Annotated in this window: 23 protein-coding genes and 1 pseudogene; 16 read left to right on the top strand and 8 right to left on the bottom strand. The window is 70.8% G+C overall.

Annotated elements, in window-relative coordinates; translation table 11 throughout:
- Positions 1-726 precede the first annotated feature (726 nt).
- Positions 727-1065, top strand: coding sequence for a hypothetical protein (locus CCN37_RS34780; protein ID WP_086829220.1), 339 nt, complete (start codon positions 727-729; stop codon positions 1063-1065).
- Here CCN37_RS34780 and CCN37_RS34785 read toward each other — a convergent pair.
- Positions 1062-2270, bottom strand: a complete 1209-nt coding sequence (locus CCN37_RS34785; RefSeq protein ID WP_086829222.1) for a sodium:proton exchanger — start codon at positions 2268-2270, stop codon at positions 1062-1064. The genes CCN37_RS34780 and CCN37_RS34785 overlap by 4 nt on opposite strands.
- A gap of 97 nt (positions 2271-2367) precedes the next feature.
- Between CCN37_RS34785 and CCN37_RS34790 the strand changes: the two genes are divergently transcribed.
- Positions 2368-2691 carry a helix-turn-helix transcriptional regulator gene (locus tag CCN37_RS34790; RefSeq protein WP_086829224.1) on the top strand — a complete coding sequence of 108 codons (324 nt, stop codon included), beginning with the start codon at positions 2368-2370 and terminating at the stop codon, positions 2689-2691.
- Here CCN37_RS34790 and CCN37_RS34795 read toward each other — a convergent pair whose 3' ends face one another.
- The 3 genes from CCN37_RS34795 to CCN37_RS34805 all read right to left on the bottom strand — a co-directional run bounded on the left by CCN37_RS34795 (position 2692) and on the right by CCN37_RS34805 (position 5964).
- Positions 2692-2886, bottom strand: coding sequence for a helix-hairpin-helix domain-containing protein (locus CCN37_RS34795; protein WP_086829226.1), 195 nt, complete (start codon positions 2884-2886; stop codon positions 2692-2694).
- Entirely contained in the window at positions 2883-4961 is a 2079-nt protein-coding gene (locus tag CCN37_RS34800) for a hypothetical protein (protein WP_086829228.1), read from the bottom strand. Before CCN37_RS34800 ends, CCN37_RS34795 begins: the two co-directional genes overlap by 4 nt.
- A gap of 211 nt (positions 4962-5172) precedes the next feature.
- Positions 5173-5964, bottom strand: a complete 792-nt coding sequence (locus tag CCN37_RS34805; protein WP_086829230.1) for an FkbM family methyltransferase — start codon at positions 5962-5964, stop codon at positions 5173-5175.
- A gap of 343 nt (positions 5965-6307) precedes the next feature.
- On the opposite strand from CCN37_RS34805, the gene CCN37_RS34810 reads away from it, so the two are divergent.
- From CCN37_RS34810 to CCN37_RS34845, 8 genes are all read left to right on the top strand, one after another.
- On the top strand, positions 6308-7426 hold the full coding sequence (locus tag CCN37_RS34810; RefSeq protein WP_086829232.1) for a helix-turn-helix domain-containing protein: 1119 nt from the start codon (positions 6308-6310) through the stop codon (positions 7424-7426).
- 96 nt (positions 7427-7522) lie between these two features.
- On the top strand, positions 7523-7930 hold the full coding sequence (locus CCN37_RS34815; RefSeq protein ID WP_086829234.1) for a VOC family protein: 408 nt from the start codon (positions 7523-7525) through the stop codon (positions 7928-7930).
- A gap of 448 nt (positions 7931-8378) precedes the next feature.
- Positions 8379-9785, top strand: a complete 1407-nt coding sequence (locus CCN37_RS34820; protein WP_210408341.1) for an FGGY-family carbohydrate kinase — start codon at positions 8379-8381, stop codon at positions 9783-9785.
- Positions 9778-10374, top strand: coding sequence for a histidine phosphatase family protein (locus CCN37_RS34825; RefSeq protein WP_086829238.1), 597 nt, complete (start codon positions 9778-9780; stop codon positions 10372-10374). Before CCN37_RS34820 ends, CCN37_RS34825 begins: the two co-directional genes overlap by 8 nt.
- The gene (locus CCN37_RS34830; protein WP_086829240.1) at positions 10371-11156 is read left to right on the top strand and encodes a DeoR/GlpR family DNA-binding transcription regulator; all 786 of its coding nucleotides are present in this window, start codon (positions 10371-10373) and stop codon (positions 11154-11156) included. The genes CCN37_RS34825 and CCN37_RS34830 overlap by 4 nt, the downstream gene beginning before the upstream one ends.
- Complete coding sequence (locus tag CCN37_RS34835; protein ID WP_256388104.1) at positions 11153-11818, top strand: HAD family phosphatase; 666 nt, start codon at positions 11153-11155, stop codon at positions 11816-11818. The genes CCN37_RS34830 and CCN37_RS34835 overlap by 4 nt, the downstream gene beginning before the upstream one ends.
- On the top strand, positions 11815-12849 hold the full coding sequence (locus tag CCN37_RS34840) for a 2-hydroxyacid dehydrogenase (RefSeq protein WP_086829242.1): 1035 nt from the start codon (positions 11815-11817) through the stop codon (positions 12847-12849). The genes CCN37_RS34835 and CCN37_RS34840 overlap by 4 nt, the downstream gene beginning before the upstream one ends.
- Positions 12833-14254: an FGGY-family carbohydrate kinase gene (locus CCN37_RS34845; RefSeq protein ID WP_086829244.1), complete on the top strand. Its 1422-nt coding sequence runs from the start codon at positions 12833-12835 to the stop codon at positions 14252-14254. Before CCN37_RS34840 ends, CCN37_RS34845 begins: the two co-directional genes overlap by 17 nt.
- Here the strand turns inward: CCN37_RS34845 and CCN37_RS34850 are convergent.
- Positions 14251-14739, bottom strand: a complete 489-nt coding sequence (locus tag CCN37_RS34850) for a hypothetical protein (protein WP_086829246.1) — start codon at positions 14737-14739, stop codon at positions 14251-14253. The two genes, CCN37_RS34845 and CCN37_RS34850, sit on opposite strands and share 4 nt — an antisense overlap.
- Before the next feature lie 38 nt (positions 14740-14777).
- Here CCN37_RS34850 and CCN37_RS34855 point away from each other — a divergent pair, with 38 nt between their 5' ends.
- On the top strand, positions 14778-15458 hold the full coding sequence (locus CCN37_RS34855) for a hypothetical protein (RefSeq protein WP_143261958.1): 681 nt from the start codon (positions 14778-14780) through the stop codon (positions 15456-15458).
- 66 nt (positions 15459-15524) lie between these two features.
- The gene (locus CCN37_RS34860; protein WP_086829250.1) at positions 15525-16517 is read left to right on the top strand and encodes a helix-turn-helix transcriptional regulator; all 993 of its coding nucleotides are present in this window, start codon (positions 15525-15527) and stop codon (positions 16515-16517) included.
- Here CCN37_RS34860 and CCN37_RS34865 read toward each other — a convergent pair.
- Positions 16514-17502: pseudogene (locus tag CCN37_RS34865) on the bottom strand (ABC transporter substrate-binding protein). The gene CCN37_RS34860 and the pseudogene CCN37_RS34865 sit on opposite strands and share 4 nt — an antisense overlap.
- Positions 17503-17585: 83 nt before the next feature.
- On the opposite strand from CCN37_RS34865, the gene CCN37_RS34870 reads away from it, so the two are divergent.
- Positions 17586-18080: a hypothetical protein gene (locus CCN37_RS34870; RefSeq protein WP_086829253.1), complete on the top strand. Its 495-nt coding sequence runs from the start codon at positions 17586-17588 to the stop codon at positions 18078-18080.
- A 43-nt stretch (positions 18081-18123) separates the two neighbouring features.
- Positions 18124-18699, top strand: coding sequence for a hypothetical protein (locus CCN37_RS34875; protein WP_143261959.1), 576 nt, complete (start codon positions 18124-18126; stop codon positions 18697-18699).
- Positions 18700-18743: 44 nt separating this feature from the next.
- Here CCN37_RS34875 and CCN37_RS34880 read toward each other — a convergent pair whose 3' ends face one another.
- Positions 18744-19805 (bottom strand): Gfo/Idh/MocA family oxidoreductase, encoded by a 1062-nt coding sequence (locus CCN37_RS34880; protein ID WP_086829257.1) that lies wholly within the window; start codon positions 19803-19805, stop codon positions 18744-18746.
- Positions 19806-19863: 58 nt separating this feature from the next.
- On the opposite strand from CCN37_RS34880, the gene CCN37_RS34885 reads away from it, so the two are divergent.
- Positions 19864-21036: an ROK family transcriptional regulator gene (locus CCN37_RS34885; protein WP_210408342.1), complete on the top strand. Its 1173-nt coding sequence runs from the start codon at positions 19864-19866 to the stop codon at positions 21034-21036.
- A gap of 20 nt (positions 21037-21056) precedes the next feature.
- On the top strand, positions 21057-22394 hold the full coding sequence (locus CCN37_RS34890) for a serine hydrolase (protein ID WP_086829262.1): 1338 nt from the start codon (positions 21057-21059) through the stop codon (positions 22392-22394).
- On the opposite strand, the gene CCN37_RS34895 is transcribed toward CCN37_RS34890, so the two are convergent.
- Complete coding sequence (locus CCN37_RS34895) at positions 22391-23512, bottom strand: HNH endonuclease signature motif containing protein (RefSeq protein ID WP_086829264.1); 1122 nt, start codon at positions 23510-23512, stop codon at positions 22391-22393. The two genes, CCN37_RS34890 and CCN37_RS34895, sit on opposite strands and share 4 nt — an antisense overlap.
- Positions 23513-23869: the final 357 nt, after the last annotated feature.

Genomic DNA, 23869 nt, shown 5'->3' on the forward strand with positions numbered 1-23869 from the left:
CGGCGGGGGTGGTGAGCCCGGGGTGGGTTTCGGAGACCTTGGCCGGGATGGGGCGAACGGGCGGGACTCCGGTGGCAGAGGTAGCTCAGGAGTACGTGAAGCTGGCCGTCGGGTCCTGACAGGGTGTTGCGGCAGGGCTGCGCGGATGCCGCATGACGTGCTCACCGGAAGAGTTCGTCCAGCTCGACCTCCACTTCACCACCCGGTGCCGCGACGCCCTCGTGGAGAGCGTGCCCTGCTACCTGGTCACCGAGGAGCTGGCCGCCGCCATCACCGCCAGCGGCCTGACCGGCGTTGCCCTCGCAGAGGCCACCACCGGCCTGTCGCCCCAGGGCCGGGGTCCAACGTCGGGCCGCTGCCCCGGTGGCGATGGCTCCAGCCCACGGGCAAGGCCTGTCAGGCGGACTTCGCCATCAACGACGAGTTGCTGCTCGTGGTCGAGGAGGTCGACACCACCGTCTGATCGCCGTCCGGCGATACGATGGCCCCTGTGGCGGAGATGGCGTACGAGGATGTGCTGGCCGAGTACGGCAGCCTTGAGTCCTCCCTGGCCGCCCCCGCGATCCTGCGCGACCACCTTCGGGCTCGTCGAGTGCGCCGCTGCCTGGCCGCGCTGAAGCCACTGCACGCGGCCGCTGTCGAGTTGCGCTCGGTCGAAGAGGATCTGGCGGCGGCTGTCGAGCTGGGGTGGCGAGCCGAGGCAGAGCAGTTGTCCGCGCGAGCNNCGTGCAGGACCTGCGCGGCGGGCCCGGCCCAGCGGCCGCGTTGGCCATCACGGCCCGCGAGGGCGCCGAGGGGCCGTGGGCGACGCTCAAGCACGAGACCGGGCAGGACGGCGGGATGCTGGTGGTGCCGGAGGTCCTGGACGTGCTCGACCCGCCGGACGGGGACCTGCGCCTCGATCTCTACTGCACACGACGACCGGGACAGCCGCCGACCGTCAGGCTGACCCACCTTCCCTCGGGCATCGAGGTCCGGGGAACCGGCGCCCACCCGGCCGAGGCCAAGGCCGCGGCGATGAGGCAGATCCGCGCCCTGCTCAACCACTCGGCCCCAGCGCCCTAGACGTTGGTCAGCTCGCGCGAGGAGCGGAACGGGGCGAGGAACGTGGGGACGATGTGCTTGCGGTTGCGCACGAGGGCCGCGATCGCGATGACGGCGTAGATGGCGCACAGGGCGTAGCGGGCCTCCTGGCCGGGCAGGGCGAACTGCGCGGCGAAGAGCGCGAGCAGGGTCCATGCGGCCCAGCGGGGGAAGCGCAGCGCCAGGAGGGCGGAGACGCCGAGGAGGGTCTGGGTCGCGGTGAGCAGGAACTCCTCGACCTGGCGGGCGTCGAGGACGAGGGTGCCGGAGCCGCCGCCGATGAGGTAGGCCAGCGGGAGGCTGCCGACGAGCAGGGTCCACTGGTTGACCTTGCTGGAGATCAGCGTGCCGATGGCGGCGGAGCCGTTGCCGCGCAAGGCGAACAGGATCGCGACGATGAACTCCGGCGCTTCCGATGCCAGCGGTGCGAGCCACTGGACGAGCAGGAAGCGGTCCACGCCGAGCTGGGTGCCGGTGTCGATGAGGGCGTGCGCGAAGGGCTCGGCGCAGAGCAGGATCACCACGGCGGCGAAGACGAACAGCGCGGCGACGAGGGGACGGCGGACGGCGGCGGGCAGGGCGCCGATCACCGCGGCGGGGCCGACCAGGTCGGGCTCGTCGGCGGTCTCGGCACGGGAGACCTTCCAGAGGTAGAAACCGAAGAAACCCAGCAGCGCCAAGCCGAACACGAGGGTGATCTGGCCGCTGACCGGGACAACGAACGCGAACACCGAAGCCACGGCGAGGAAGCCGAGCTCGGTGCGGTGCGACGGGTCGAGGACGAGCTCGCGGACCGGCCGACCCGAGCGGCGCGATGCGACCACGAGGGAGATCAGCACCACCGTCGACCAGCCGAGGCCGAGGAGCAGGCGGTTGGAGCCGGTCATGTTCGCGGCGGCGTAAGCGACGAACTCGGGGTTCTGGCCGGCGGTGTAGGCGAAGTAGAGGTCGACCACGTACTCCGGGAGCACCGCGATGAGCGCGAGCAGGGCGATGGCGAGCCCGCCGGAGATGTCGACCTGAGCCGCTTCGGCCGCCCACGCGAGCACGAACGACGCGGCCACCACGGCGGCGCCGAACAGCAGCAGCGCGAGCCAGGGCTGCACCGAGGCGCCGGTGAGCCGCAGCACGAGGGCGGGGGTGGCGAGCGCGCCGCACAGGGACAGCGACCGGAGCAGGACCTTCACGGCATCGACGGTCGCACAAGCTTCGACGTTTTCGCAATCACCAAAATGTTGGCGCGGCTAGCCCGGAGTTGGGGCGCAGGGAACAATGAATCTCGCCATGCCGAAAAATCCCGAGCCGACGCCGCTCCAGCTCAGCGCTGCGGCCGCCACCTTCGCGTTGTTGTCCAGCCCGCCACGGCTGCACCTGGTGTGGCTGTGCGCCCAGGGCACCTACGACGTGGGCACGCTCGCCCAGCGCGTCGGCGTGAGCATCCCCACCGTCAGCCAGCACCTGACCAAGCTGCGGCTGGCGGGGGTGGTGACGGCGCGGCGCGAGGGGCGGCACCACTTCTACGCGGTGGACGACCCGCACGTGCTGACGCTGCTGGACCAGATCTTCGAGCACATCGCGCCGGACGGCAGCCTCGCGCCCGACCCGTGATCAGTCGGCGAAGGACTGACCGCGCGCGGCCAGCTCCTCGCCGAGGATGCGGATCGCCTTCGGGCCGACGCCGTGGATGCGCAGCAGCTCCTTCGCGCTGACCCTCGTCAGCTGGTCGAAGGTCGTGTAGCCGTTGGCGGCCAGCTCGCGCGCGGCGACCTTGCCGATCGTGCGCGGGAACTCCGTCGTCGTCATGCGCTCACCAGCTCCGCGAAGAGGTCCAGGACGCGGCGCACGGCGGGCCGGGAGGCGCTCTCGCGAGCCACCTCGATGACCGCGCGGTCCGCGTCGGTGATCTTGCCGAGCGGCTTGGCCAGCACCTCGAACAGGCCCGCGGGGGGCATGCCGCAGAACCAGACCAGGCCGGAGGCCGTGCCCAGCGCCAGGTGCTCGCCGTCGGCCGAGGTCGCGAGGGTGCAGCCGGGCAGCTCGAAGCCCTCGGCGTGGGTCAGCGTGGCCAGGTCGAAGAGCACCATCCGCACCGGGCTGCCGACGCGGGTGCTCATCGCCGCGAGCAGCCCGCGCGCGGGAACCACGCGCAGGTCGACGAGCGGGCTGCCCAGCTCCGGCGGCACCTTCACCCGGTCACCGCGCACGAGCCGGTCGCCGTCACGGGCCCAGCGCGAGAGGTGCCCGTCGCCGTCCATGGTCAGCAGGGTGTCGGCGTCGACGAAGGCGGTCTCGCGGACCCAGCCCGCGTCCTTGGCGCTCGCCAGCAGCTCGGCGTCGGCGTCCAGCAGCGCCAGTTCCGCGCCACCGAGTGCGAAGCGCCCCGTTCTGCTGTGCACCGACAGCGAGGCCGGGCGGAACCTGTCGCCCTCGGGGACGGCGCGGCGCACCTCACCGTCCACTCCGGACCCGACGAGCAGTTCGCCGGTGTTGGTCACGGCCACGAAACCGTTGAGGGAGCGGGCGAGCGCTTCGATCGAGCCGCCGTGCTTGGCCAGGATCTCGCGGTCGGTGCCGATGTGCCGCGCCAGCACAGAGCCCTCGGCGCCGGTGTTCTCCGCGGTGATCACCGAATGGCCGAGGTGCAGCACGTGCGCGAAGCCCGCCTCGACGGTGTGCATGGACAGCTCGTTGCCCGAGGAGACCTCCAGCTCGATGATCGAGCCCTGCTCCTTCTGCCTGCCGTAGCGCGGGTCCCAGGTGGGGGCGTGGAACCCCGCCGTCGCCGCGATCCTGGTGGCGTCTGGCGAGAGGGACACGCTCTGCACCACCGAGCTGCCGACGCGGTAGCTCAGCGCCCAGTGCTCCGGCGAGCCGGTCAGCTCGTGCACGACCTGCAACGTCTCGATCTCGGCGAGCTGGGCGAACAGCCCCCAGTCGCCGTCCGGCCGCCACTGCCCCGCCAGGTGCACCAGCTCGACCGCCTGGCTGAACGGGCGGGTGCGGGCGAACTCCCAGAGCCGGCGCTGCTCGTCGTTGTCGGCGAAGGCGAGCCCGATCTGCTTGACCTGCTCGTCGGTCAGCTTCGCCCTGGCGAGCAGTGTCCCTTGTGGATCGATCTCCTGGTAGGCCTCGATCTGGTTGGCGCGCAACAGGTACAGCGCGCACTCCAGCGGCTTCTCCGGTTGCAGGCCGTGTCGCATCAGGAACTCGATCCGGCGCGGGTGGCCGATCGCGGCCTCGCACAGGCGATCGGTCAGCGACGGCGTCGACAGGATGCGCCGCCGCGCGATGCGGCCGATGGCGCGTTCGGCGTGCAGCGCGGCGTCCAGCAGCTCGCCGGGGTCGACGTCGGCGCCGAGCGCGATCGAGGACAGCGGCGGCACGCGGCGCGGATCGGGCTTGGCGGGGTTGTGCAGCAACGCGTTGAGCACCTGCTCGTGCTCGCTGAGCGCCCACAGCGCGTAGAGCTGGTCCCCGGTCGCGGCGGCGCACGCCTCGACCACCCCGGCGCGCACGTCCTCGTCCTCATCCTCGAACAGCTCGACGAGTTCGACGCCGCTGCGCCACTCCTCCAGGAGCTGCCCGTGCAGCGCGGCGGTGATCAGCCGGGGTTTGCCGTCGGTGGCCAGCGCGCGCAACTGCCGCACGACCTTGCGCAGCGAGGACTCCCTGGTGACGACCCAGCGGTCGGCGACGAGCTCACCCGCCCACGCCTGGTAGGGGTGGCGCTCGTCGTGGGCGATGGCGATCAGCGCGTCCAGCGCGCTCGGGAAGCGCTCCTCGGCGGCGCCGACGAGCTGGACCCACGCCGGGTAGCCGCGATCGCGCCAGCGGCTCTTCGACCGTCTGACCAGCTTCGCGGCTTCCCTGCTGTCCATATGGGCCAGAGTCTAGGCACGCGCCCTACGCTCTCCCAGCATTCGCGCGCCAAGTGATACCAAGTTAGGCCGATCCGGCGGCAAGGGTTGACCGCGGCAGCTCGCGGTGGGCGCGCAGGGCTCGGTGTCCCAGCGATGCCAACGTGTGCGTGCGGCCCACCTCGCCCACCGCGCGGTCCCACTGCGGCGCAGGCCTTGTCGCGCCGAACGTTCAGCGGACCGCGAACACCATGCCGATGTCGGCGGAGCGCTGGGCCGCTCCCTGCTCGGCCGCGACGTCGAACCCGCGCGCGGTGAAGACCTCGCGAATCCGGTCGTGGTTCTGGCGCCAGCCCTCGACCTCGACGACGGCCTGCCGCACCAGCGGCCAGTGCCGCTCCTCGATGCCGTGCAGCACGTCGAGTTCGGCTCCCTCGACATCGATCTTGAGCACGTCGATGCGGTCGATGCCCTGCTCGTCGATGACGGAGGACAGTGACCGGACCAGGACCCGGTGGGTCTCCAGCCGCCGCATCACCCGCGTCTTGCGCCCGACGAGGAAGCGCAGCAGGGGCGCGGGCACCCGCCGCGCCACCGGACCCAGCCCACCCTTGCGGATCATCTCCACGATGCTGGCGGTGATGCGCCGCCGCTCGGCCTCGACGTTTCCCTCGTTCCGCAGGGACGACGACAGGAGCGTGGCGCCGGGGAAGTAGCTGAAGTCGAGTTCGCGCTCACTGGAACCCAGTCCGAAGGGGAACGCGGTCACACCTCCGGTGAAGAACTCGCGGGCGTTGCGTTCGAGCAACGCGTACAGCGGCGGCAGCGGTTCAAAGGCGTAGATCCGCACATCGCCGCCGAGCCGTTCGTGGACGGCCGCGGAAAAGGCGCCGATGTTGGCGCCCGCGTCGATCACGGTCGCGCCCGGCGAGAAACTCACGCGGTGGTCGAAGTACCCGCGCACCTCCTCGCGGAGGAAGGCTGCTTCCCAGGCGTTGACGCAGTGGAGTTCGAAAGCGGTCATGGCAGGGTTCAAAGTCCTATTCGAATCGGGGTCAACGACGTGCTGCGTTGTTGTCTGTGAGGACGCCGAACAATGACCCGGCAGTTCTCCGGCACGGCAGGTCCCGCGCCTGAGCACAGAAGAGCAACTGATCGATTCGGCGTGAACGGTCTGCGCTACCGTGCTCTCGAACGCCGAATCGCGTTCGAGCCCTCGAACGCAGGTCAGGGCGCTTTTACGGATTCATCAGGGAGTAGAAGTGGGCGACGGCGAAGCTCAGCCGTCCCCGGCGAGACTCGCACTGGACTTTCGCCGGCGACTGAAAGATCTTCGGATTGAGGTCGGCAATCCGACCGGGGCCGAGATGATCCGCGCGCTGCGCAACTCGAAAGGGCCGCGACTGCACCCGTCGACGCTGTCGGAGTTCACCACGGACAAGCGGCCGGCTTCGCTTCCCGGACAGGACTTCGTCCACTCGTACGTGCGCGCGTGCCTGCGACACCGAGGCGACTCCCCCGAGGAGGTCGACCGGCAGGTCTCCGGCTGGCTGGCCTCGCGCACGGCCATAGTCGTCGCCCTCGGCACGAGCGTCACCCCGGTCGAGGAGCAGTCCCCCGAGGTCTCGGAGCCCTCCGTCGATCTCAACCTCGTCTGCGATCCGGCGGAGCTCGGCGACGCGCTGCGGTGGCTGGTGATCACCTCCGGTCGCGAGCGCTCCTGGGTGGCCACGGAGCTCGGGAAGAGTCCGGCGTGGTTCGAGGACGTCCTCCGCGGCCGCGAACTCCCCTCACCGGAGCAGTGGTCCGCGCTGATGTCGCTGCTGTCGGTCGACAAGGGTGAGCTGACCGCGTGGAACGCCGCCTGTGCGCGCGTTCGGCACCATGCGGGCAGGTGCGCCGCGCGGCCGACGCGGCGCAGGACCGCCGTCCTCATCGGAGCCGCCGCCGTCGTGGTCCTGCTGGTGCTCGGCGTGGGCGTCCACCTGATGTCGGGCGGTGGCAGCCGCGACGCGAGCGCCGATCTGTTGTCGCAGAACAGCCCTTGCCTGAACGGCGGTCCCGGTTTCAGCGTGCTCAACCACCACAGCAGCATGCTCGTCAACAACCAGGACCGACCCCGGATGGGGATGCAGCGCGGCTCGACGGAGATCGACGTGCGGTACCAGCTCGCCCAGCCGCACGCGGAGCACAAGACCTGCCTGATGACGTTGCGCGCCAAGACTTCGAACGGCCCGCTGTGCCTCACCGCGGCCGGTGGCCCGGACATCGTGTGGCAGCCGTGCGGGGACGCGCTGCCCGCGCAGCAGTGGGTCGAGGAACCGCACTGGAACGACGGGACCCTCCAATGGGCCCGCCTGCACTCCGCGACCGATCCCGAGCGCTGCCTGCAACAGGCCGGTTCGAACGGCGCGGGCACACCGCTGGCGCTCGCCGCTTGTTCCACCAACTGGTTGCAGCACTGGAGATTGCTCCCGCCTCCCTGACGCGCGGGCGATCACAACGAGAGCGTTTCGGTCCGGTCGCGGCTGTCGGGGGGTGGTGCGACGATGCGGCTCCGACCCCGAGCCAGGAGGAACGCCGTGACTTCTCGCCTCAACCCCTACCTCAGCTTCACCGACAACGCCCGCCAGGCCATGGAGTTCTACCGCGAGGTCTTCGGCGGCGAACTGGCGGTGAACACCTTCGGCGAGTTCGGCATGACCGAGAGCGCCGACCTCGTCATGCACAGCCTGCTGACGACGGACGCGGGCTTCGCTCTCATGGGCGCGGACACCCCGCCCGGGATGGAGCACCGGAAGGGCAGCAGCATCACCGTCTGCGTCAACGGCGACGACGCGGAGACGCTGCACGGCTACTGGGACAAGCTCATCGAGGGCGGTACCGTGGAGACCCCTCTGGAGAAGCAGATGTGGGGCGACGAGTACGGCGCCTGCGAGGACCGCTTCGGCATCCCGTGGATGTTCAACATCTCCCAGCCGCAGGGCTGAGCACCGGTGCGGTGGCCCGGCCCAGCGCGGACCGGGTCCCACCGTCACCGCGCGGAGCAGGTGGCTTCTGGGCCGGTGTCTGAGCGGTGGCCGCCGGACCCCGATCATGCAGAGCGCCGGGGCGCTCGCGGTCAGCGCAGAACGAATCCTCACGGTCTCCCCCTCGTCGACGCGCGGCGGGCGCTACGGACGACGAAGATCGTTGAAAATGCCGCTCTGATGCCGCCGAACAGCGAAAACGGCTGCATCAGCTGTCTGGATCGCCAGGCGGGGAATCGCGTGCGCGGCGCCTGAACACCAGTGACGCGAGTGGAGGACACCTCGGCGAAGACGAACGAGGCGGCGCACTCGAAGGCTTGACCACCATTCGGCGGGCCGGATGCGGCCGCCCAACCTGATATCGGGAGGTGTTAAGTTAACATCCAGGGCCTCAACTTGGAGGTGGGTCGTGGGTGAGCTGGTGGTCGGCGTCGACCTGGGTACGCAGGGCGTGCGGGCCGTGGTCAGCGACCTCGGCGGGCACGTGCTCGGGCAGGGGCACGCGCCGCTGGCGAGCCACCGCGAGGGCGACCGGCACGAGCAGGACGCCGAGCAGTGGTGGAGCGCGGTCGGCACGGCGGTGCGCTCGGCTCTGGACACAGCGTTGGACAGAGCGCCCAAGTGGCCGGTGCTGGCTGTGTCGACGTGCGCGACCTCGGGCACCGTGGTGCTCACGGACGACAAGTTGCGGCCGACGTCGCCGGCGTTGATGTACGACGACCTCCGCGCACGGGACCACGACGTGCTGGACAAGATCGACGCCAAGGTCTGGGAACGCCTCGCGGTGCGCCCGCAGCCGTCATGGGCGCTGGGGCGGATCGCGTGGCTGCGAGACCGAGTTCCCGATGGAACCGTGTTGCACCAAGCGGACTTCGTCACCGGACGCCTGGCCGGGCGCGCGGTCGCGGCGGACACGAGCCACGCGCTGAAGTCGGGGGCCGATCCGGTCACCCAGACCTGGCCGGAGGACGTCCTCGGGGCGCTGGGGCCGCTGCCGGAGCTGACCAAGCCGGGCGCGGTGCTCGGCGAGGTGTGCGCAGAGGCCGCGGAGCACACCGGACTGCCGGTGGGCACGCCGATCATCGCCGGGATGACGGACGGGTGCGCGGCGCAGCTGGCGACCGGAGCGCTCGACGTGGGCAGCTGGAACTCCGTGCTGGGCACGACCCTGGTGGTCAAGGGGGTCACCGAGCGACGGATCGCCGACCCGGACGGCAGCGTCTACAGCCACCTCTCCCCCGACGGGCACTGGTGGCCTGGCGGCGCGTCGAGCATCGGCGCGGGCGTGCTGGGCAGCGAGTTTCCCGGACAGGACTTGGCGGAGCTGGACGCGAGGGCGCCGCTGCGCGAGGCTTTGGGCTGTGTGAGCTACCCGCTGGCCGGACGGGGTGAGCGGTTCCCGTTCGTACGGCCGGACGCGGAGGGGTTCACGCTCGGCGAGCCGCGCGATGAGCTGGAGCGCTACGCGGCGGTCCTCCAGGGTGTCGCGTTCGTGGAGCGGTTGTGCTTCGAGCACGTCGCGGGGCTCGGCGCGCCGGTCGGCGACACGATCCGGGTGACCGGTGGAGCGGTGCGCAGCGCGGCGTGGACGCAGCTGCGCGCGGACGTGCTCGGCCGGAGCCTGGAGCTGCCCGAGGTAGCCCAGCCCGCGTTCGGCATGGCGGTGCTGGCCGCCGCGAGCGCCACGAAGAGGACCTCGACGGAGGCAGCGCGCGACATGGTGCGCGTGGCACGGGTGTTCGAGCCGGACGCGCGTGTCGGCTCGACCCTCGAACCGGGGTATCAGCGGCTGAGGAGGAGCCTGCTCGATGACTGAGCTCATCGTGGTGCGACACGGGGAAACCTTGTGGCACAAGGACAATCGCTACGCGGGACGCTCGGACGTCGCGCTGACCGAGCGCGGCCGGGAGCAGGCGGCGGAGCTGGCGGGTTGGGCCGAGGGCGCGGATCTCGCGGCCGTGCACTGCTCGACGCTGAGCCGCGCGGTGATCACGGCGGAGGCGGTCAGCGGCCGGACCGGGCTGACGCCGGTGGTGGACGCGCGGTTGCTGGAGCTGGACTTCGGCGACTGCGACGGGCTCACCGCCGCGGAGATGCCCGCCGACGTGCGCGAGCGCTTCGAGGCCGATCCGGTCGCCAACCACCTGCCCGGCGGCGAGCACCCGGAAGCCGCGGCGAAGCGCTTCCTTGACGGCTTGACGGCTGCCGTCAAGGAGCATGACGGGCGCGTGCTGGTCGTCGCGCACAGCACGGCGCTGCGGCTGGCGCTGTGCGAAGTGCTCGGCATCCCGCTGGCCCGCTACCGCAGGGCGTTCCCGGTGATCGCGAACTGCCGTGGCGCGCGGCTCCGTGTCCGCGACGGCGAGTTCTCCTTGCTGTCGTTGAACGAACGGCTCGCGGCATGAGCGAGCAGAACCTGTCTCGGCGCCGCGAGGAGCGGCTGGACGAACTGACCGCGCTGCTGCTCAGCGAAGGCACGGCGACCGCGCAGGACCTCGCTGAGCGCTTCGACGTGAGCCTGATGACGATGCACCGCGATCTCGACGAGCTGGAGCGGCGCGGCCTCGTGCGCAAGTTCCGCGGTGGTGTCACCACGCAGCCGTCCGGCGTCTTCGAAAGCACAGTGCTCTTCCGCCAGCAGGCCATGACCACGCAGAAGCAGGCCATCGCGCGGGCGGCGCGGCGGCTCGTGGAGCCCGGCACGTCGATCATGCTGGACGACTCCACTTCCGTGCTGGAGCTGGCGAAACTGCTCGACGGCATCACTCCGTTGCGCGTGGTCACGAACTTCCTGACGGGGTTGAAGACGCTCGCTGGGACGCAGGGGATCTCGTTGACCGCGCTGGGCGGGGACTACGACCCCAACCACGACTCGTTCCTCGGGGTGGGCTGCGTGGAGGCGATCGAGGCGCTTCGCGTGGACGCGGTGTTCGTCTCCACCTCGGCCGCCGCCGAAGGGCTCGCGTACCACCAGGAACAGCACATCGTCTCGGTCAAGCGCGCGATGCTCGCCGCCGCCGCGCGGCGTTTCCTGTTGCTGGACAGCGGGAAGCTCGGCCGCGTCGCGCTGCATCGCGTTGTACCGCTGGATTCTTTCGACCTGGTGATCGTCGATGAGGGGATCTCCGAGGAGCAGCTGGCGGATCTCCGCGAGCGCGGGATCGCGGTGGAGGTGGCGCGGGCGTGAACGGCTTCGAGGGCGTGCTCTTCGACATGGACGGCGTGATCGTCGAGTCCGAGCACCTGTGGGAGCGGAGCTGGACGGTCAGCGCCGCCGAGCGCGGGTACGCGTGGACGGCGGAGGACACCTCGACGGTGCAGGGCATGAGCGCGCCGGAGTGGTCGGCTTACGTCGCGGCGCGGGCGGGGGTGCCGGAGGAGGCCGAGACCGTTCGCGCGGAGTGCGTGAAGTTCATGGTGGACAAGGTGCTCGGCGGCTCGGTGCCGTTGATGCCCGGCGCGGCGGAGCTGGTGCGCGCGGTCTCCGGCCTGGTGCCGGTCGCGGTCGCCTCCTCGGCGGCTCGGGTGGTGATCGAGGCGGTGCTGGCCGAGCACGGGCTGGCCGACCGCTTCGGCGCGGTGTGCTCCAGCGAGGAGGTCCCGCTGGGCAAGCCCGCCCCGGACGTGTACCTGGAGGCCGCGCGGCGGCTCGGCGTCGATCCCTTGCGGTGCATGGGGATCGAGGACTCCAGCAACGGGATGCGCTCCGCGAGCGCCGCCGGGCTGACGCTGGTGGCGCTGCCCAACGCGGCGTACCCGCCGAAGCCGGACGCGCTCGCGCTGGCCGTGCACGTCGCGGCCACCCACGACGACGCACGCGAGTACATCACCGGGAGGCTGACCCCATGACCCTTCGTGTTCTGGCGGCGGGCGACAACTTCGTGCTCAGCTCGTTGCTGAAGAGCGCCGTGCTGGCCGAGGTCCCGGACGCCGATGTGTCCACAGTGGACTTCCCGTGGCCGGACGTGCCCTTCGGCCGGGTGGCCGAGGTGGACGAGGCGACCGGGACCGAGGACGAGATGATCGCCGCGCTGCGCGGGCACGACGTGCTGGTGACGCAGATGGGCGCGGTGACCGAGCGCGTGCTGCGCGAGTGCCCGGGCCTGAAGCTGGTCGCGGTCAGCAGGGGTGGCCCGATCAACGTCAACATCCCGGCGGCCACCGAAGCCGGTGTCGCGGTCTGCTTCGCGCCCGGCCGCAACGCGACGGCGACCGCGGAGATGACGATCGCGCTCATGCTGTCGGTGCTGCGCAGAGTCCCGGAGACGCACGCGCACACCGCGAACGGCGAGTGGCGCGGTGACTACTACCGCTACGAGCGCTGCGGTCCTGAGCTGGAAGGCACTCCGGTCGGCCTCGTCGGCTACGGCGCGATCGGCAGCCGGGTCGCGAAGGTGCTCACCGCTTTCGGCGCCGAGGTCATGGTGTACGACCCCTACGCAGATCCGGAGCTGCCGGGCCTGGTGCACGACCTCGACGACCTGTTGATGCGCAGCCGAATTCTCACGCTGCACGCGCGGGTCACGGAGGAGACCGAGGGGCTGATCGGCATGCGCGAGCTGTCGATGCTGCCGCGAGGGTCCTATGTGGTCAATGCCGCGCGCGGCGCGTTGCTGGACTACTCGGCGGTCGTGGAGGCGCTGCGCGACGGACACCTTGCCGGAGCGGCGTTCGACACGTACGCGGTGGAGCCGCTCCCGGCGGGAGATCCGTTGCTCAGCGCGCCGAACGTGGTGATGACCCCGCACATCGCTGGTGCTTCGAAGGCGGTCGCGGAGAAGGCTGCGCGCATCGTGGCCGCCGAGGTCGGCCGGTTCGCGCGCGGCGAGGACCTGGCCAACTGCTCGAACCCGGAGGTGCGCGATGTACGTCGGAGTTGATGTCGGCACGTCCGTCACCAAGGCCGTCGCGTTCGGCCCGGACGGCGCGCAGCTGGACAGCGAGTCCGCGCAGACCAAGCTGCTCCACCCCGCGCCCGGGCAGACGGAGCAGGACGTCGACGAGGTGCTGCGCTCGGTCACCACCGTGCTCGACGCGGTGGTCTCCCGGGTCGGCCAGCCGGAGTTCGTCGCGATCACCGGTCAGGGCGACGGCCTGTGGCTGTCCGATGTGGACGGACGCCCCTCGCGCGCCGCGGTGTCCTGGATGGACGGTCGCGCGGCCGAGATCGTCCGGCACTGGACGGCCTCGGGGGTCGAGGAGGCGTTGTTCCGGGTCAACGGCAACATCCAGTTCCCCGGCAGCCCGGCCGCGATCTTGTCCTATTTGGACAGACATGAGCCGGGGGCGCTCGACCGCTCCGAGACGGCGGGGTACTGCAAGGACATCGTGTTGCAGCACCTCACGGGCCTGCGGGCGACCGACGCCTCCGACACGACCATGCCGTTCGGGGACCTGCACGGCGGCTACAGCGCCCGAGCGCTGGAGCTGACCGGGCTCAGCCACCGGGCGAACCTGCTGGCCCCGATCCACGCCAGGCAACCGGTCGGCGAGCTGCGCTCGGCGGACACCGTTCTCGCGCAAGGAACTCCGATCGTCTCCGGGCCCTACGACCTGCCCGCGTGCGCGCACGGCTCCGGCGTGGTCTCCCCCGGCGACGGCATGGTGATCATCGGAACCACCTTGGCGTGTCAGGTGATCACCGACTCCCCCGACACCTCCGGGCACCCCGCCGGGCTCACCCTGGCCACCGGCGTGCCCGGCTCGTGGCTGCGCGCGATGCCCGCGATGGTCGGCACCGCGTCGCTGGACTGGGTGCTGCGCATGATCGGAGCGACCACGAGCGACGTGCCCGCGCTGCTCGCCGAGTCCCCTCCGGGAGCTAATGGCGTCTCGGTCCTGCCGTACTTCTCGCCCTCCGGCGAGCGCGCCCCGTTCGTCGACCCGTCCGCGCGCGGCCAGTTCACCGGCCTGACCTTGCGTTCCTCGCGGGCCGACCTCGTGCGCGCCGTGTGCGAAGGCATCGCTTACGCCGCGCGGCACTGCCTCGAAGCCGCCGGGCTGACCGGCTCGCTCGCGGTCGCCGGTGGTGGCGCGCGAAGCCCGGAGTGGTTGCAGGTCTTCGCCGACGTCCTCGACCGGCCGTTGCGGCTGCCCCGGTGCTCCGAGGTGGGTGCGCGCGGAGTCGTCGTGAATGCCTTCGGCGCGCTCGGGCTTGAGCACGACGCGGAGTCCTGGACCGGCTCCGAGCGGATCATCGAGCCGGGCCAGGACGTCGCGCGCTACCGCGAGGGCTACGAGCGGTACCTGGCGCACCTCTCCGCCGCGCGCCCGCTCTGGACCTAGGCTTCGAGCTCCTTGTCCTCGCCGCGCTTGCGGAGGTAGGAGAAGCCCGGGATGCCCAGGATCGCCTTGCGCACGTCCTTGGTGACGTCGAGCAGTTCGTGTATGTCCGGGCCGACGCGGTCGAGCGTGCCCAGGATCGGCATGATGTCGGTGATCAGGTGCTCCGCGAGCTTCGGCAGCTCGTCGACCAGCTTGATCGCCGCCTCGATCTCGTGCGCTGACAGCTCGGTGACGAAGCGCAGCATCGGCTTCGTCGTCGCCAGGATCTCGTCGACAGCGGCCGTCACCCTGCGCGCGTGCTCCACCGCCTCCTCGGAGGACGTGATCACCGCGTCCGTCCGCTCGACGAGCTCGTTCGCCCGCCGCACCACGTCCTCCCCGGCCGTGAGCAGGTTGAGCACCCGGCCGGGTATCGACACCACGGTCGTCGTCGTCTGCACAGCCCAGTCGAACACTGTCCGGGGGCCGGGGAGGTTGAACACCATGTGCCCAGTCTGCCGGAAATCCGTGAACACTGGCGTGCGTGGACGAACAGGCTGAGCCGAGATGGTGCGTGGTCGCGAACGTCGCGGAGGTGACGACGCACGGGCCCGAGGCCAGCGAAGTGCAGCGGGGGCTGAAGCACTTCTCGCCGGGCACGAAGCTGTGGCTGGTGTCGCCGTTCTGGGGTTACGCCGGAGATCGGATCGAAGTGCTCGGACGGCATCGCGGAGCCCGTGGGCTGATCAGGCTGGTGGTGGAGCGCAGGCACCTCACCAACTTCCGCGTGCGCGGGGTGTACAACGCGCGCGTGCTGCGAGAACTGGGCAGCGACTGGCTGGACAAGGACAGGGCTGAGCGGATCGCCGAGTACTGGAACCGCGTCAGCGTCATGCAGTCCGGTGTGCAGTACCAAACGCGGCGCGCGGACATCGCTGAGCGGCTCGCGGTCGTGAGCGAGATGACCGAACCGAGAACGGCTTCGCGAGTCGTTGCCAGCAGCCTCCAACTGCTGTCGCGAAGTGACATGGCGGTGGGCCGGGTTTGGCGCGACGAAGCCGAGGTCGAGTCGGTGCGACGGCTGCTCGACCTGATTCGGGGGATCACCGCCGATCAGGACACCGACTACCTCGGGCACCCGGACTGGCCGCGGATCGCCGAGGCCGCACGGGCCACCGTGGCGCTGCTGTTCACTCCGCCGGGAAGTGGCGCGTTGCTGGACTGAGCGACGTACAGCCGTGTCAACCGGTCGGTCGATACGGCGCCCCCACCGCGCTGCCACGGTGAGGACATGCTCACCGCACAGGCCATCAACGTGACCCGGTTCGACCTCGGTGACGTCGGCGGGCTGCGCGTGCGGCTCGGCTACGCGCCGCTGACCACGGCCCTCTCGCTGGCACTCGACGCGATCGGCGGACGGCGCCGCGGGGCCCCCGAGTCGTGGCGCTCGGCGCTGCGGCTGGCAGCCCCGCCGGGCAGCCAGCACGCGCTCGCGCCCCTGACCAGCGGGCAGCACAGCGTCCTCCCCAGTTGCTTGCTGCCCGCTCCCACGCACGCCCCGGAGCCGGTCCCGGTGCAGCTGGAACGCTTGCGCGCCACCGATCCCGCGCTGCTGCTCGCCCAGCTGGAGGAGATCTTCGACGGTGGCACCCCGCCGGTGCGGTGGCGCTCAGCGGCGCTGAACCCCCGGCGGTGGCTGGACAGCTACGTCGGCGTGCTCGCCGTGTCATGGCGGGTGTTCGCTCCACTGTGGCGGCGTGGCGAAGCGGTGATGCGGCGCGAGGCGGAACGCGTGGGGCTGGCGGTGGTGCACGGCGCGGTGGAGCCGTTGCTGAGCACGCTGTTGCCGTCGGCGAGGCTGCGCGACGGAGTGCTCGAACTGCCAGATCCGGAGCCGACTTCGCTGCACGTGCCGGGCCGCGAGCTCGTGCTGGCGCCGATGCTCTCCGGGCACCGCGCGGGCGCGCTCGGCGTCGAGGGCGACGCGGGATGGCTGGCCTACCCGGCGCGCGGGGTCGGGCAGCTGTTCGACGCCTCCTCGGCGAACACCACCGACGGCCTGAGCGCGGTCGTCGGCCCGGTGCGCGCGACGCTGCTGCGCGCGTTGGACCGGCCGTTGACGATGGGCGAGCTGGCCACCATCGGCGGCTGCGGTCCGAGCACGACGACCTACCACTGCGAGCGCCTTGAGGACGCGGCGCTGATCCACCGCGAGCGCGTCGGGCGCTCCGTCCGGATCAACCGCACCGAACGCGCCGACGCGCTGATGGACCTCCTGGCCTAGAGCGCGGCAGCGATCTCGTCGGCCAGCTTGTTCATGATCTTCGCGTAGCTGGCGTGGCTCATCGGCGCGACCGCGTCCCACCCGGCGAAGCGGTTCGCGGCGGCGGCGGGCAGGGCGGCGAAGACGGCGTTGCGCTTCATCCGGTCGGGGGTGAACGAAGCCGGGCGCGTGTCCCACATGAGCACGTCCGCCTTGTACGCGCCCGCGTTCTCCCACGACAGCCGCTCGAAGTACCCGCCACCGGCGGTGTCCGGGTTCTTCGGCGTGGTGATCGGCAGCCCCAGTTCCTTCACGTAGTAGTCGAGGTCGGGGTTGCGCGCGGGCACGACGACGAAGTACTCGTCCTGCACCCCGCCCACGGCGAGGATCGTCCTGCCAGCGGCCCGCATCCGTCGCCGAGCGCGCGAAGTCGTTGTGCCGCAGCGGTGAACCGCTCCTCATCGGCCTTCACCCGCGCGGAGTCCACATCACCGCCGAGCGCGCGGGCGAGGTCCTTGTACCGGCGGATGCTCTCCGGCAGCGCGATCCCGGACTGCGCGACGCCGAGGGTCGGCGCGACCGGCTTGACGACCTTCTCCTGCTCCTCGGTGAGGTGCCAGAGCCCGGCGAACTCCTTGTACTTCCCGCTGACCACGAGCTGCGGCCGCAGCGAGGTGAGCGTCTCGATCCGGACCTCGCCGTACCCCGGCCCGGTGACGTCGGTGACCGCGTCCGGGTCGATGCTGCCCGCCTCGGGCTCGACCCCGCCGGAGCCGGTGCGCAGCGGGCCGAAGGTGCCGACGACCTTCACCCCGAAGTCCTTGAGCGCGCCCGCCGCGGAGACCTGCGCGACCACGCGCTGCGGTCTTTCCGGTGCGGTGACGGTGATCCCGCGATCGTCCACATAGGACCAGGCGGTTCCCTGCTGCTTCGTTCCGCTCGGGGCGCACCCCGCGAGCAGTCCGACGGCCAGCGCCAGGCCGACGAGCCTCCGCACCACAACCACCTCCGACTATTAGGTGAGGCTAACCTACCTACGATGTCGCCCTTTGAGGTGACAGGTGTGACCGGTGTCTAGGGTCCGCCCCCATGACGCTCACGCGAGTGCGCGCCGAGGGTCACGGCTTGGTGGCCCTCGTGTTCACACCGACCAGCTGGGAAGTGCACCCGACACCGGACGCAGTGCTGCGGTTACGGCGGCGGTTCTGGTGGTGGTGCTCCGGCATGGTCCTCGCGATCGCGTGGACGGCCATCGCCCCACCACTCCTGCGCGCCCCGGGCAGCGACGGCAACGCCTACTTCGTCGTCGGCGTGCTGATGCTGTTCGCGCTGCTCTGCTCTGCCGCGACCGCGCTTGTCGCCCTGGCATCCGCTTTCGGTCTGCGGGCGCTCGGTCTCGGCCGCTCCGCCAGGCCCGGGACCACGCCGCTGCTCGTGGTCCAGGCGAGCGCCGTGGAGACCGCGCGAGCCAGCGGCGGCACGATCACCGTTCGCACGTGCGATGGCACCGAGTTCCACTACTCGCGGCGCGGCCGAGCTTTGGAGAGCGCGTTCGCGAACCTCCTCGGTTCAAGACTGGTGTAACCCGTTTAGCGGACAGACACCGCCGTTGTCTAAGGTCCGCCGCATGACGATGGCGTGGGGGCCTGCGGTGACGGCGGTGCGCGCGGGACGGCATGGCCGGGTGATGGTCACGTTCACACCGACGGGATGGGAACTGCGGCCGAGCCCGGTGACCAAGGTCGACCTGACGAAGTGGTTCTGGTGGAGCTTCGGCGTGAGCCTGCTGTTCGCGTGGCTCGGCGTCATCCCGCACCTCGCGGGAGCCCCGAAGGAGGTCTCCTTCGCCTTCGCGCTCCCCGGCGCTCTGCTGCTGGCCGGTTTCCTCCTCTACGGCGTGTTCTCCGTCATCGCCGAGTTCGTCGCGTTCCTCGGGGTGATGTTCGGCCTGGCCACGCGCGGCGGGCGCAAGCGCTTCTTCGACAGCCCCCGCCCCTCACCGGACGCCGCGCCGCTGCTCGTGCTGCCCGCTGGCGCCGTCGCGGGGGCGCGCGCGAGCCACCACTGGCGCCGCGTGGTGATCACGGTGCGCATGGTCGACGGCATCGAGTTCCGCTACTCGCGCTTCGGCATGCGCCGCCACCGCGAGGACCTGGAGCGGGGCTTCACCAAGCTGCTCGGCCCACGCCTGGTCACCGCGTAGCGTCCACCGGACAGCCGCGCCGCGTGGTGATCACAGCCCGACCACTACGGCATGGCGTCCAGTTCGACCACGCGCCCGCAGCCAGCGGACAGCCTCGCCGCCTCGATGATCTCCAGCGCGGCGATGGCTTCCGCCGGCGCGACCGGCACCGGCGCTCCGTCCCGCACGGACGCGACCACCCCCCGGTAGAAGTTCTCGTAGGCGCCGAGTTCGGTCTCCAAGCGCTGCTCCGAGCCCTCGAGGCCGAGCGTTCCCCAGCGGTCCTCGGGCTCCACGCCCCAGTCCGGCGAACCCGGCCGCGCGCCCGCCTTCAGCGCGGCTTCCTGCCCGTCGAGGCCGTGCTTCACGTAGGCGGCGCGATCGCCGAGAACGCGGAAGCGCGCACCGCGCTGAGCTGCGAGCGAGCTTGACCACAGGTGCGACCGCACACCCGAAACATGGTGCAGCGCAACGAAAAAGTCGTCGTCGACCTGCACACCGGCGCGCAGCCGCGAGACCTCCGCGTACACCGAGCGCACCGGCCCGAACAGCTGCAGCGCCTGGTCGACGAGGTGCGCGCCGAGGTCGAAGAGCACTCCGCCCGCCTCCTCCGCTCCGGCGTGCTCGCGCCACCCCTGCTTCGGTGTGGGCACCCAACGGTCGAAGCGCGACTCGAAGCGCGAGACGCGGCCGAGCTCGCCGCTCTCGACGAGCTGGCGGACCGTGCGGAAGTCGCCGTCCCACCGCCGGTTCTGGAACACCGTCAGCGGCAGACCGCGCTTGTCGGCGAGCGCGGCCAGCTCGCGCGCCTGCGTCGAGGACGGGGCGAACGGCTTGTCCACGACCACCGGCAACCCGTGCTCCAGCGCGGCGGTGGCCAGCTCGACGTGCGTGCGGTTCGGCGTGGCCACCACGACCAGGTCGTGCTCGCCGGAGGCGAAGAGCCGCTCGGCGGAGTCGAGCGCGACCGCGCCCGGGTGCTCGCGCCGCAGCCGTTCGCGCTTGGCCGGGTCGGTGGTGACGACGGAGGTGAGGGCGAGCCCCGGTGTTGCGGCGATCAGCGGCGCGTGGAAGACGGCGCCCGCGATGCCGTAGCCGAGCAGGCCGACGCGGATCTCGGAGTGCATGACCCCATTTTAGCAACACCGTTGTGTAAAATTCGCGCGGCCCAGTAGGATCGTCCCGGTGCCCGCTGGTGTGAACCTCGACGTGGTCCGCGACCACAACGCCGCCCTCGTGCTCTCGCTGGTCCGGCGCAGCGGGGAGTTGAGCAGGGTCCAGGTCGCCGAGCGCACCGGGCTCACCGGGCAGGCCATCTCCAAGATCATCGCACGGTTGCTGGCCGAGGGCCTGGTGCACGAGGCGCGCCGCGAGGTCAACGGCCGCGGCAAGCCCAGGACGATGCTGCGCCTGGTCGGCCCGGCCCGGCACGCGCTCGGCGCGCACATCGACCGCGACGAGCTGCGCCTGGTGCTGGTGGAGCTGACCGGCGAGGTCGTGGCGAGCCGCGCGCGCACCTACGAGCGGACCCCGCTTGAGCCCGCGACGGCCGTGGCCATGCTCGGGGACATGGTCGCCGAGATGGTGGCCGAGCACTCCCCCGCCGAGATCACCGGCCTCGGCATCGGCCTGCCCGGACCGCTGGACCACGCCAGCGGGACGGTGCTCGGCGCGACGCACCTGCCGGGCTGGGACAAGGTCCCGCTCGCCGAGCTGGCTGCCGAGCGCACCGGGCTGCCCGTGCTGGTGGACAAGGACACCAACACCGCGATCCTGGCGGAGAACTGGGATCGCGGCGACACGCTCAACGACGCGGCGCTGGTCTACGTGGGCACCGGCATCGGAGCGGGCCTGCTGCTCGGCGGGCGCGTGCACCGCGGCGCGCGGACCAACGCGGGCGAGTTCGGGCACACCACGCTCAGCGTCGACGGGCCGTTGTGCGCCTGTGGCAGGCGGGGTTGCGTGGAGGCGCTGTGCGGTCCGGCCACGATCGGCGGCGGCCCGCGCTCGGCCGACGAGGCGGCCGTGTGGACGCCGGAGGCCGGGGCGCGCTTCACCGCGATCTGCACGGCGGCCCGCGACGGCGACCCCGACGCCGCGCGCGAGCTGGCCGGTGCCGCCCGGCTGCTCGGAGTGGCCGCGGCGGACCTGGTGGCGTTGCTGGACATCGACGTGGTGTTGCTCGGTGGCCGGGCGCTGCGGGACTGTTCGGAGATCTACCTGCGCGAGGTCGCGCGCGCCCTGCACGAGCAGGAGGGCGAGTCCGTGGTCGTCGCGCTCGCCGGCCTCGACCCCGACCAGGTGGCCGCCGGTGCGGCGCGGCTGGTGCTGGGGCGCACGCACTACGCCATGCAGTGATCAAGCCCTAGTGTGGCTCCATGAGGCGGATTCACGCGTGGCTGACCGAAAACCTGCCGTCGCTGATCGAGGAGCACGGGGTGCCCGGCGCCTCCGTCGCGGTCGTGGTGGACGACGAGGTCGTCGACGTGGCGGCGGGCGTGCTCAACCAGGGCACCGGGGTCGCCGCGACGACCGATTCGCTGTTCCAGATCGGCTCGGTCACCAAGCTGTGGACGGCCGCCCTCGTCATGCAGCTCGTCGAGGAGCGCGTGATCGGCCTCGACGACCCCGTGACCCGGCACGTGCCCGGCCTGCGGCTGCGCGATGAGCGGGTGACGATCCGCCAGCTCCTCGACCACACCAGCGGCCTCGACGGCGACGTCCTCACCCCGACCTCGCGCGGTGACGACGCCGTCGCGCTCTACGCCGACACCGTGGCCCCGGGCCTGACTCAGGTCATCGAGCCCGGTTCTGGCTTCTCCTACAGCAACTCCGGCTACGTGCTCCTCGGCAGGCTCGTGGAGGTGTTGCGCGGCAAGCCTTTCCACGTGCTGCTGCGCGAGCGCATCGCTGATCCGCTGAAGCTGAGCCATGTCGCCACCCTCCCCGAGGAGGCGCTGCTGCACCGCACCGCCGTGGGGCACTTCGGGCAGACCCCGGTTCCGGTGTGGAACCTGCCCGCCTCGATCTCCCCCGCCGGTTCGCTGCTCTGCACGAGCGCGCGCTCCCTTGCCCAGTTCGGCGCCGCGCACGTGCACGGCCACGAACTGCTCTCCGAAGAGGCCGTCACCACCCTCTGGTCGTCCACTGTGGACGTTCCGGAGATCGGTTCCTTCGCCACGCACTGGGGTCTCGGCTGGGCGTCGTTCGGCTGGGAGGGCGCCCGCGTCCTCGGCCACGACGGCGGCACCATCGGCCAGGCCGCCTTCCTGCGCGTGGTTCCGCAGGCCGGTGTCTCCGTCGCCCTGCTGACCAACGGCGGTTCCACCGTGGGCTTGTTCGCCGACGCCGTGCTCGGCCACCTGCTCAGCGACCTGGCCCCGGTGCGCCAACCGTCCCGGCTCACCCCGCCCGCCGCTCCCGCTCCGATCGATGCCTCCCTCGTCACCGGCGCCTACAGCTCGCCCGCGCTCCGCTTGGAGATCACCGTCGACGGCCCCGTTTCCGCCACCGCGCGCGTGTCCGCCGTCTCCGAGGAGACCCGCCTCGCCATGCCCGAGCCGATGACCAAGAAGATGGTGCGCTTGGACGAGCGCCGCCTCATCAGCGTCGAGCCCGGCATGGGCGGCAGGCACGAGGTCTACGTGTTCGTCGGCGACAACGGCCCCGCCGACTACGCCTTCGGCGGCGGCCGACTGCTCCCGCGCGTCGGCTAGAACGGTGCTGGGTCCGCGATGGGTTCTAGTTCCGTTTCGTGCACCCGCCCGCTCGGCGTGATCCACACGTGGCTGCCGTCGTCGCGGTTCTCACACCGCCAGTTGGAGTGCGTCTTCATGTTGTGGTGATGGCGGCACTTCGGCCGGAGATTGCGGATCGTGGTGTTGGTTCCGTCGTAGGGGCGGCAATGATCCACATCGCAGCGCTGAGCAGGTTGCTGACACCCGATCGCCGTGCACCTCGGGTAGCGGGCGTTGATCAACTCCCGCTGCTTCGCCGACGGCCGGTAGGTGTCGCTGACCTCTTCTGCCATGCCGGTGGCGGGGTCGGTCAAGATCCGCTTCCAGATGCCACCGGCGGCGATGTCCTGAGCGACGCTCGTCGGGATCGGCCCGTATCCCGCCAACATGCCGGGGTCGTCGGTCATCCCGAGCAGGGCGGTCACGGGCATCGTGAGGTAGACCATCGTCTGCCCCTGCGGCGCCGGGGTGTCCAGGCCTAGCAACAGATCCCGTGCGACATCCGCGCGCTTCTGGTCCAGAGTTCGGTCGTCCTTCGGCAGGGACTTCGCGATGCGGTCGATGTGGTCGTAGACCATCGCGGTGTCGTGGGCGGTGAAGGCCATCCGGAGTTCGGCCATGCCGTCATCGAGGTTGGTCTTCCACACCAACCGCTCCTTGCGCTTCTCCTCGTGACGACGCTCGGCCGCCTTGGGGTCGAGCTTGTGGATCAACGTCTGAGCACGGCGCCGCGCCGAGGTGTAGGTACGGGTCGGCGCGTAGGCCAACAGATCCGCCTCCGCGATCGAGGCTTGCGGCTCCTTCAGGACGCTGACTTGGTCGACGATGAGGCGGGCTTTGCCCTCATCGATCACCCCCGCCGACAGAGCCGCGAGCACCAACGGGCGTTCGGTCAGCTCGGCGGCGTTGGACAGGATGCGATCCGCCGCGCGTCGGGAGATGTGCAGGGAGGAGGCGACCTCATTCTGCACATACCGGTAATCACGATCATCAGCAGCGTTCTGGAATTCGATCAAGGCCGTGGCGAGTTCCGCTTTCGCATGACAAAGAGCAGCATGTTTCGCCTCAACCTCGACCAACAGTTCATCGAGGGTCATACCTCAATATTACTCCTGAATTCGAAACGATCATGGCTCTAAAGAATGAATTCCCAGGCGCCCCACCGCCCGAAAAACGCAACCTCCACGAAACGCAAGGCGCACAACAAACCGAGGCTTTACCTGGGGTGCGCGTGCCATACGCTCGCGCGAGGGCCGGGTTCACCACCCGTGCCCCTGTGAGGCCCAGGGGCACGCGCAAGGGGTTCCCAGGTCAAGCCGACCCCACCCACAAACCAGCGAACCCAACCAAACCGGGAAGCCCAGCCGTACCCCGCAGGAAAGAGCTACAAAAACCCTACAAAACAGTCAACACCACACCACCGCCAGAAGTAACAGCCACCGTGTGCCCAGAAT

The organism is Allokutzneria sp. NRRL B-24872 (assembly GCF_002155965.1).
Taxonomy (GTDB): domain Bacteria; phylum Actinomycetota; class Actinomycetes; order Mycobacteriales; family Pseudonocardiaceae; genus Allokutzneria.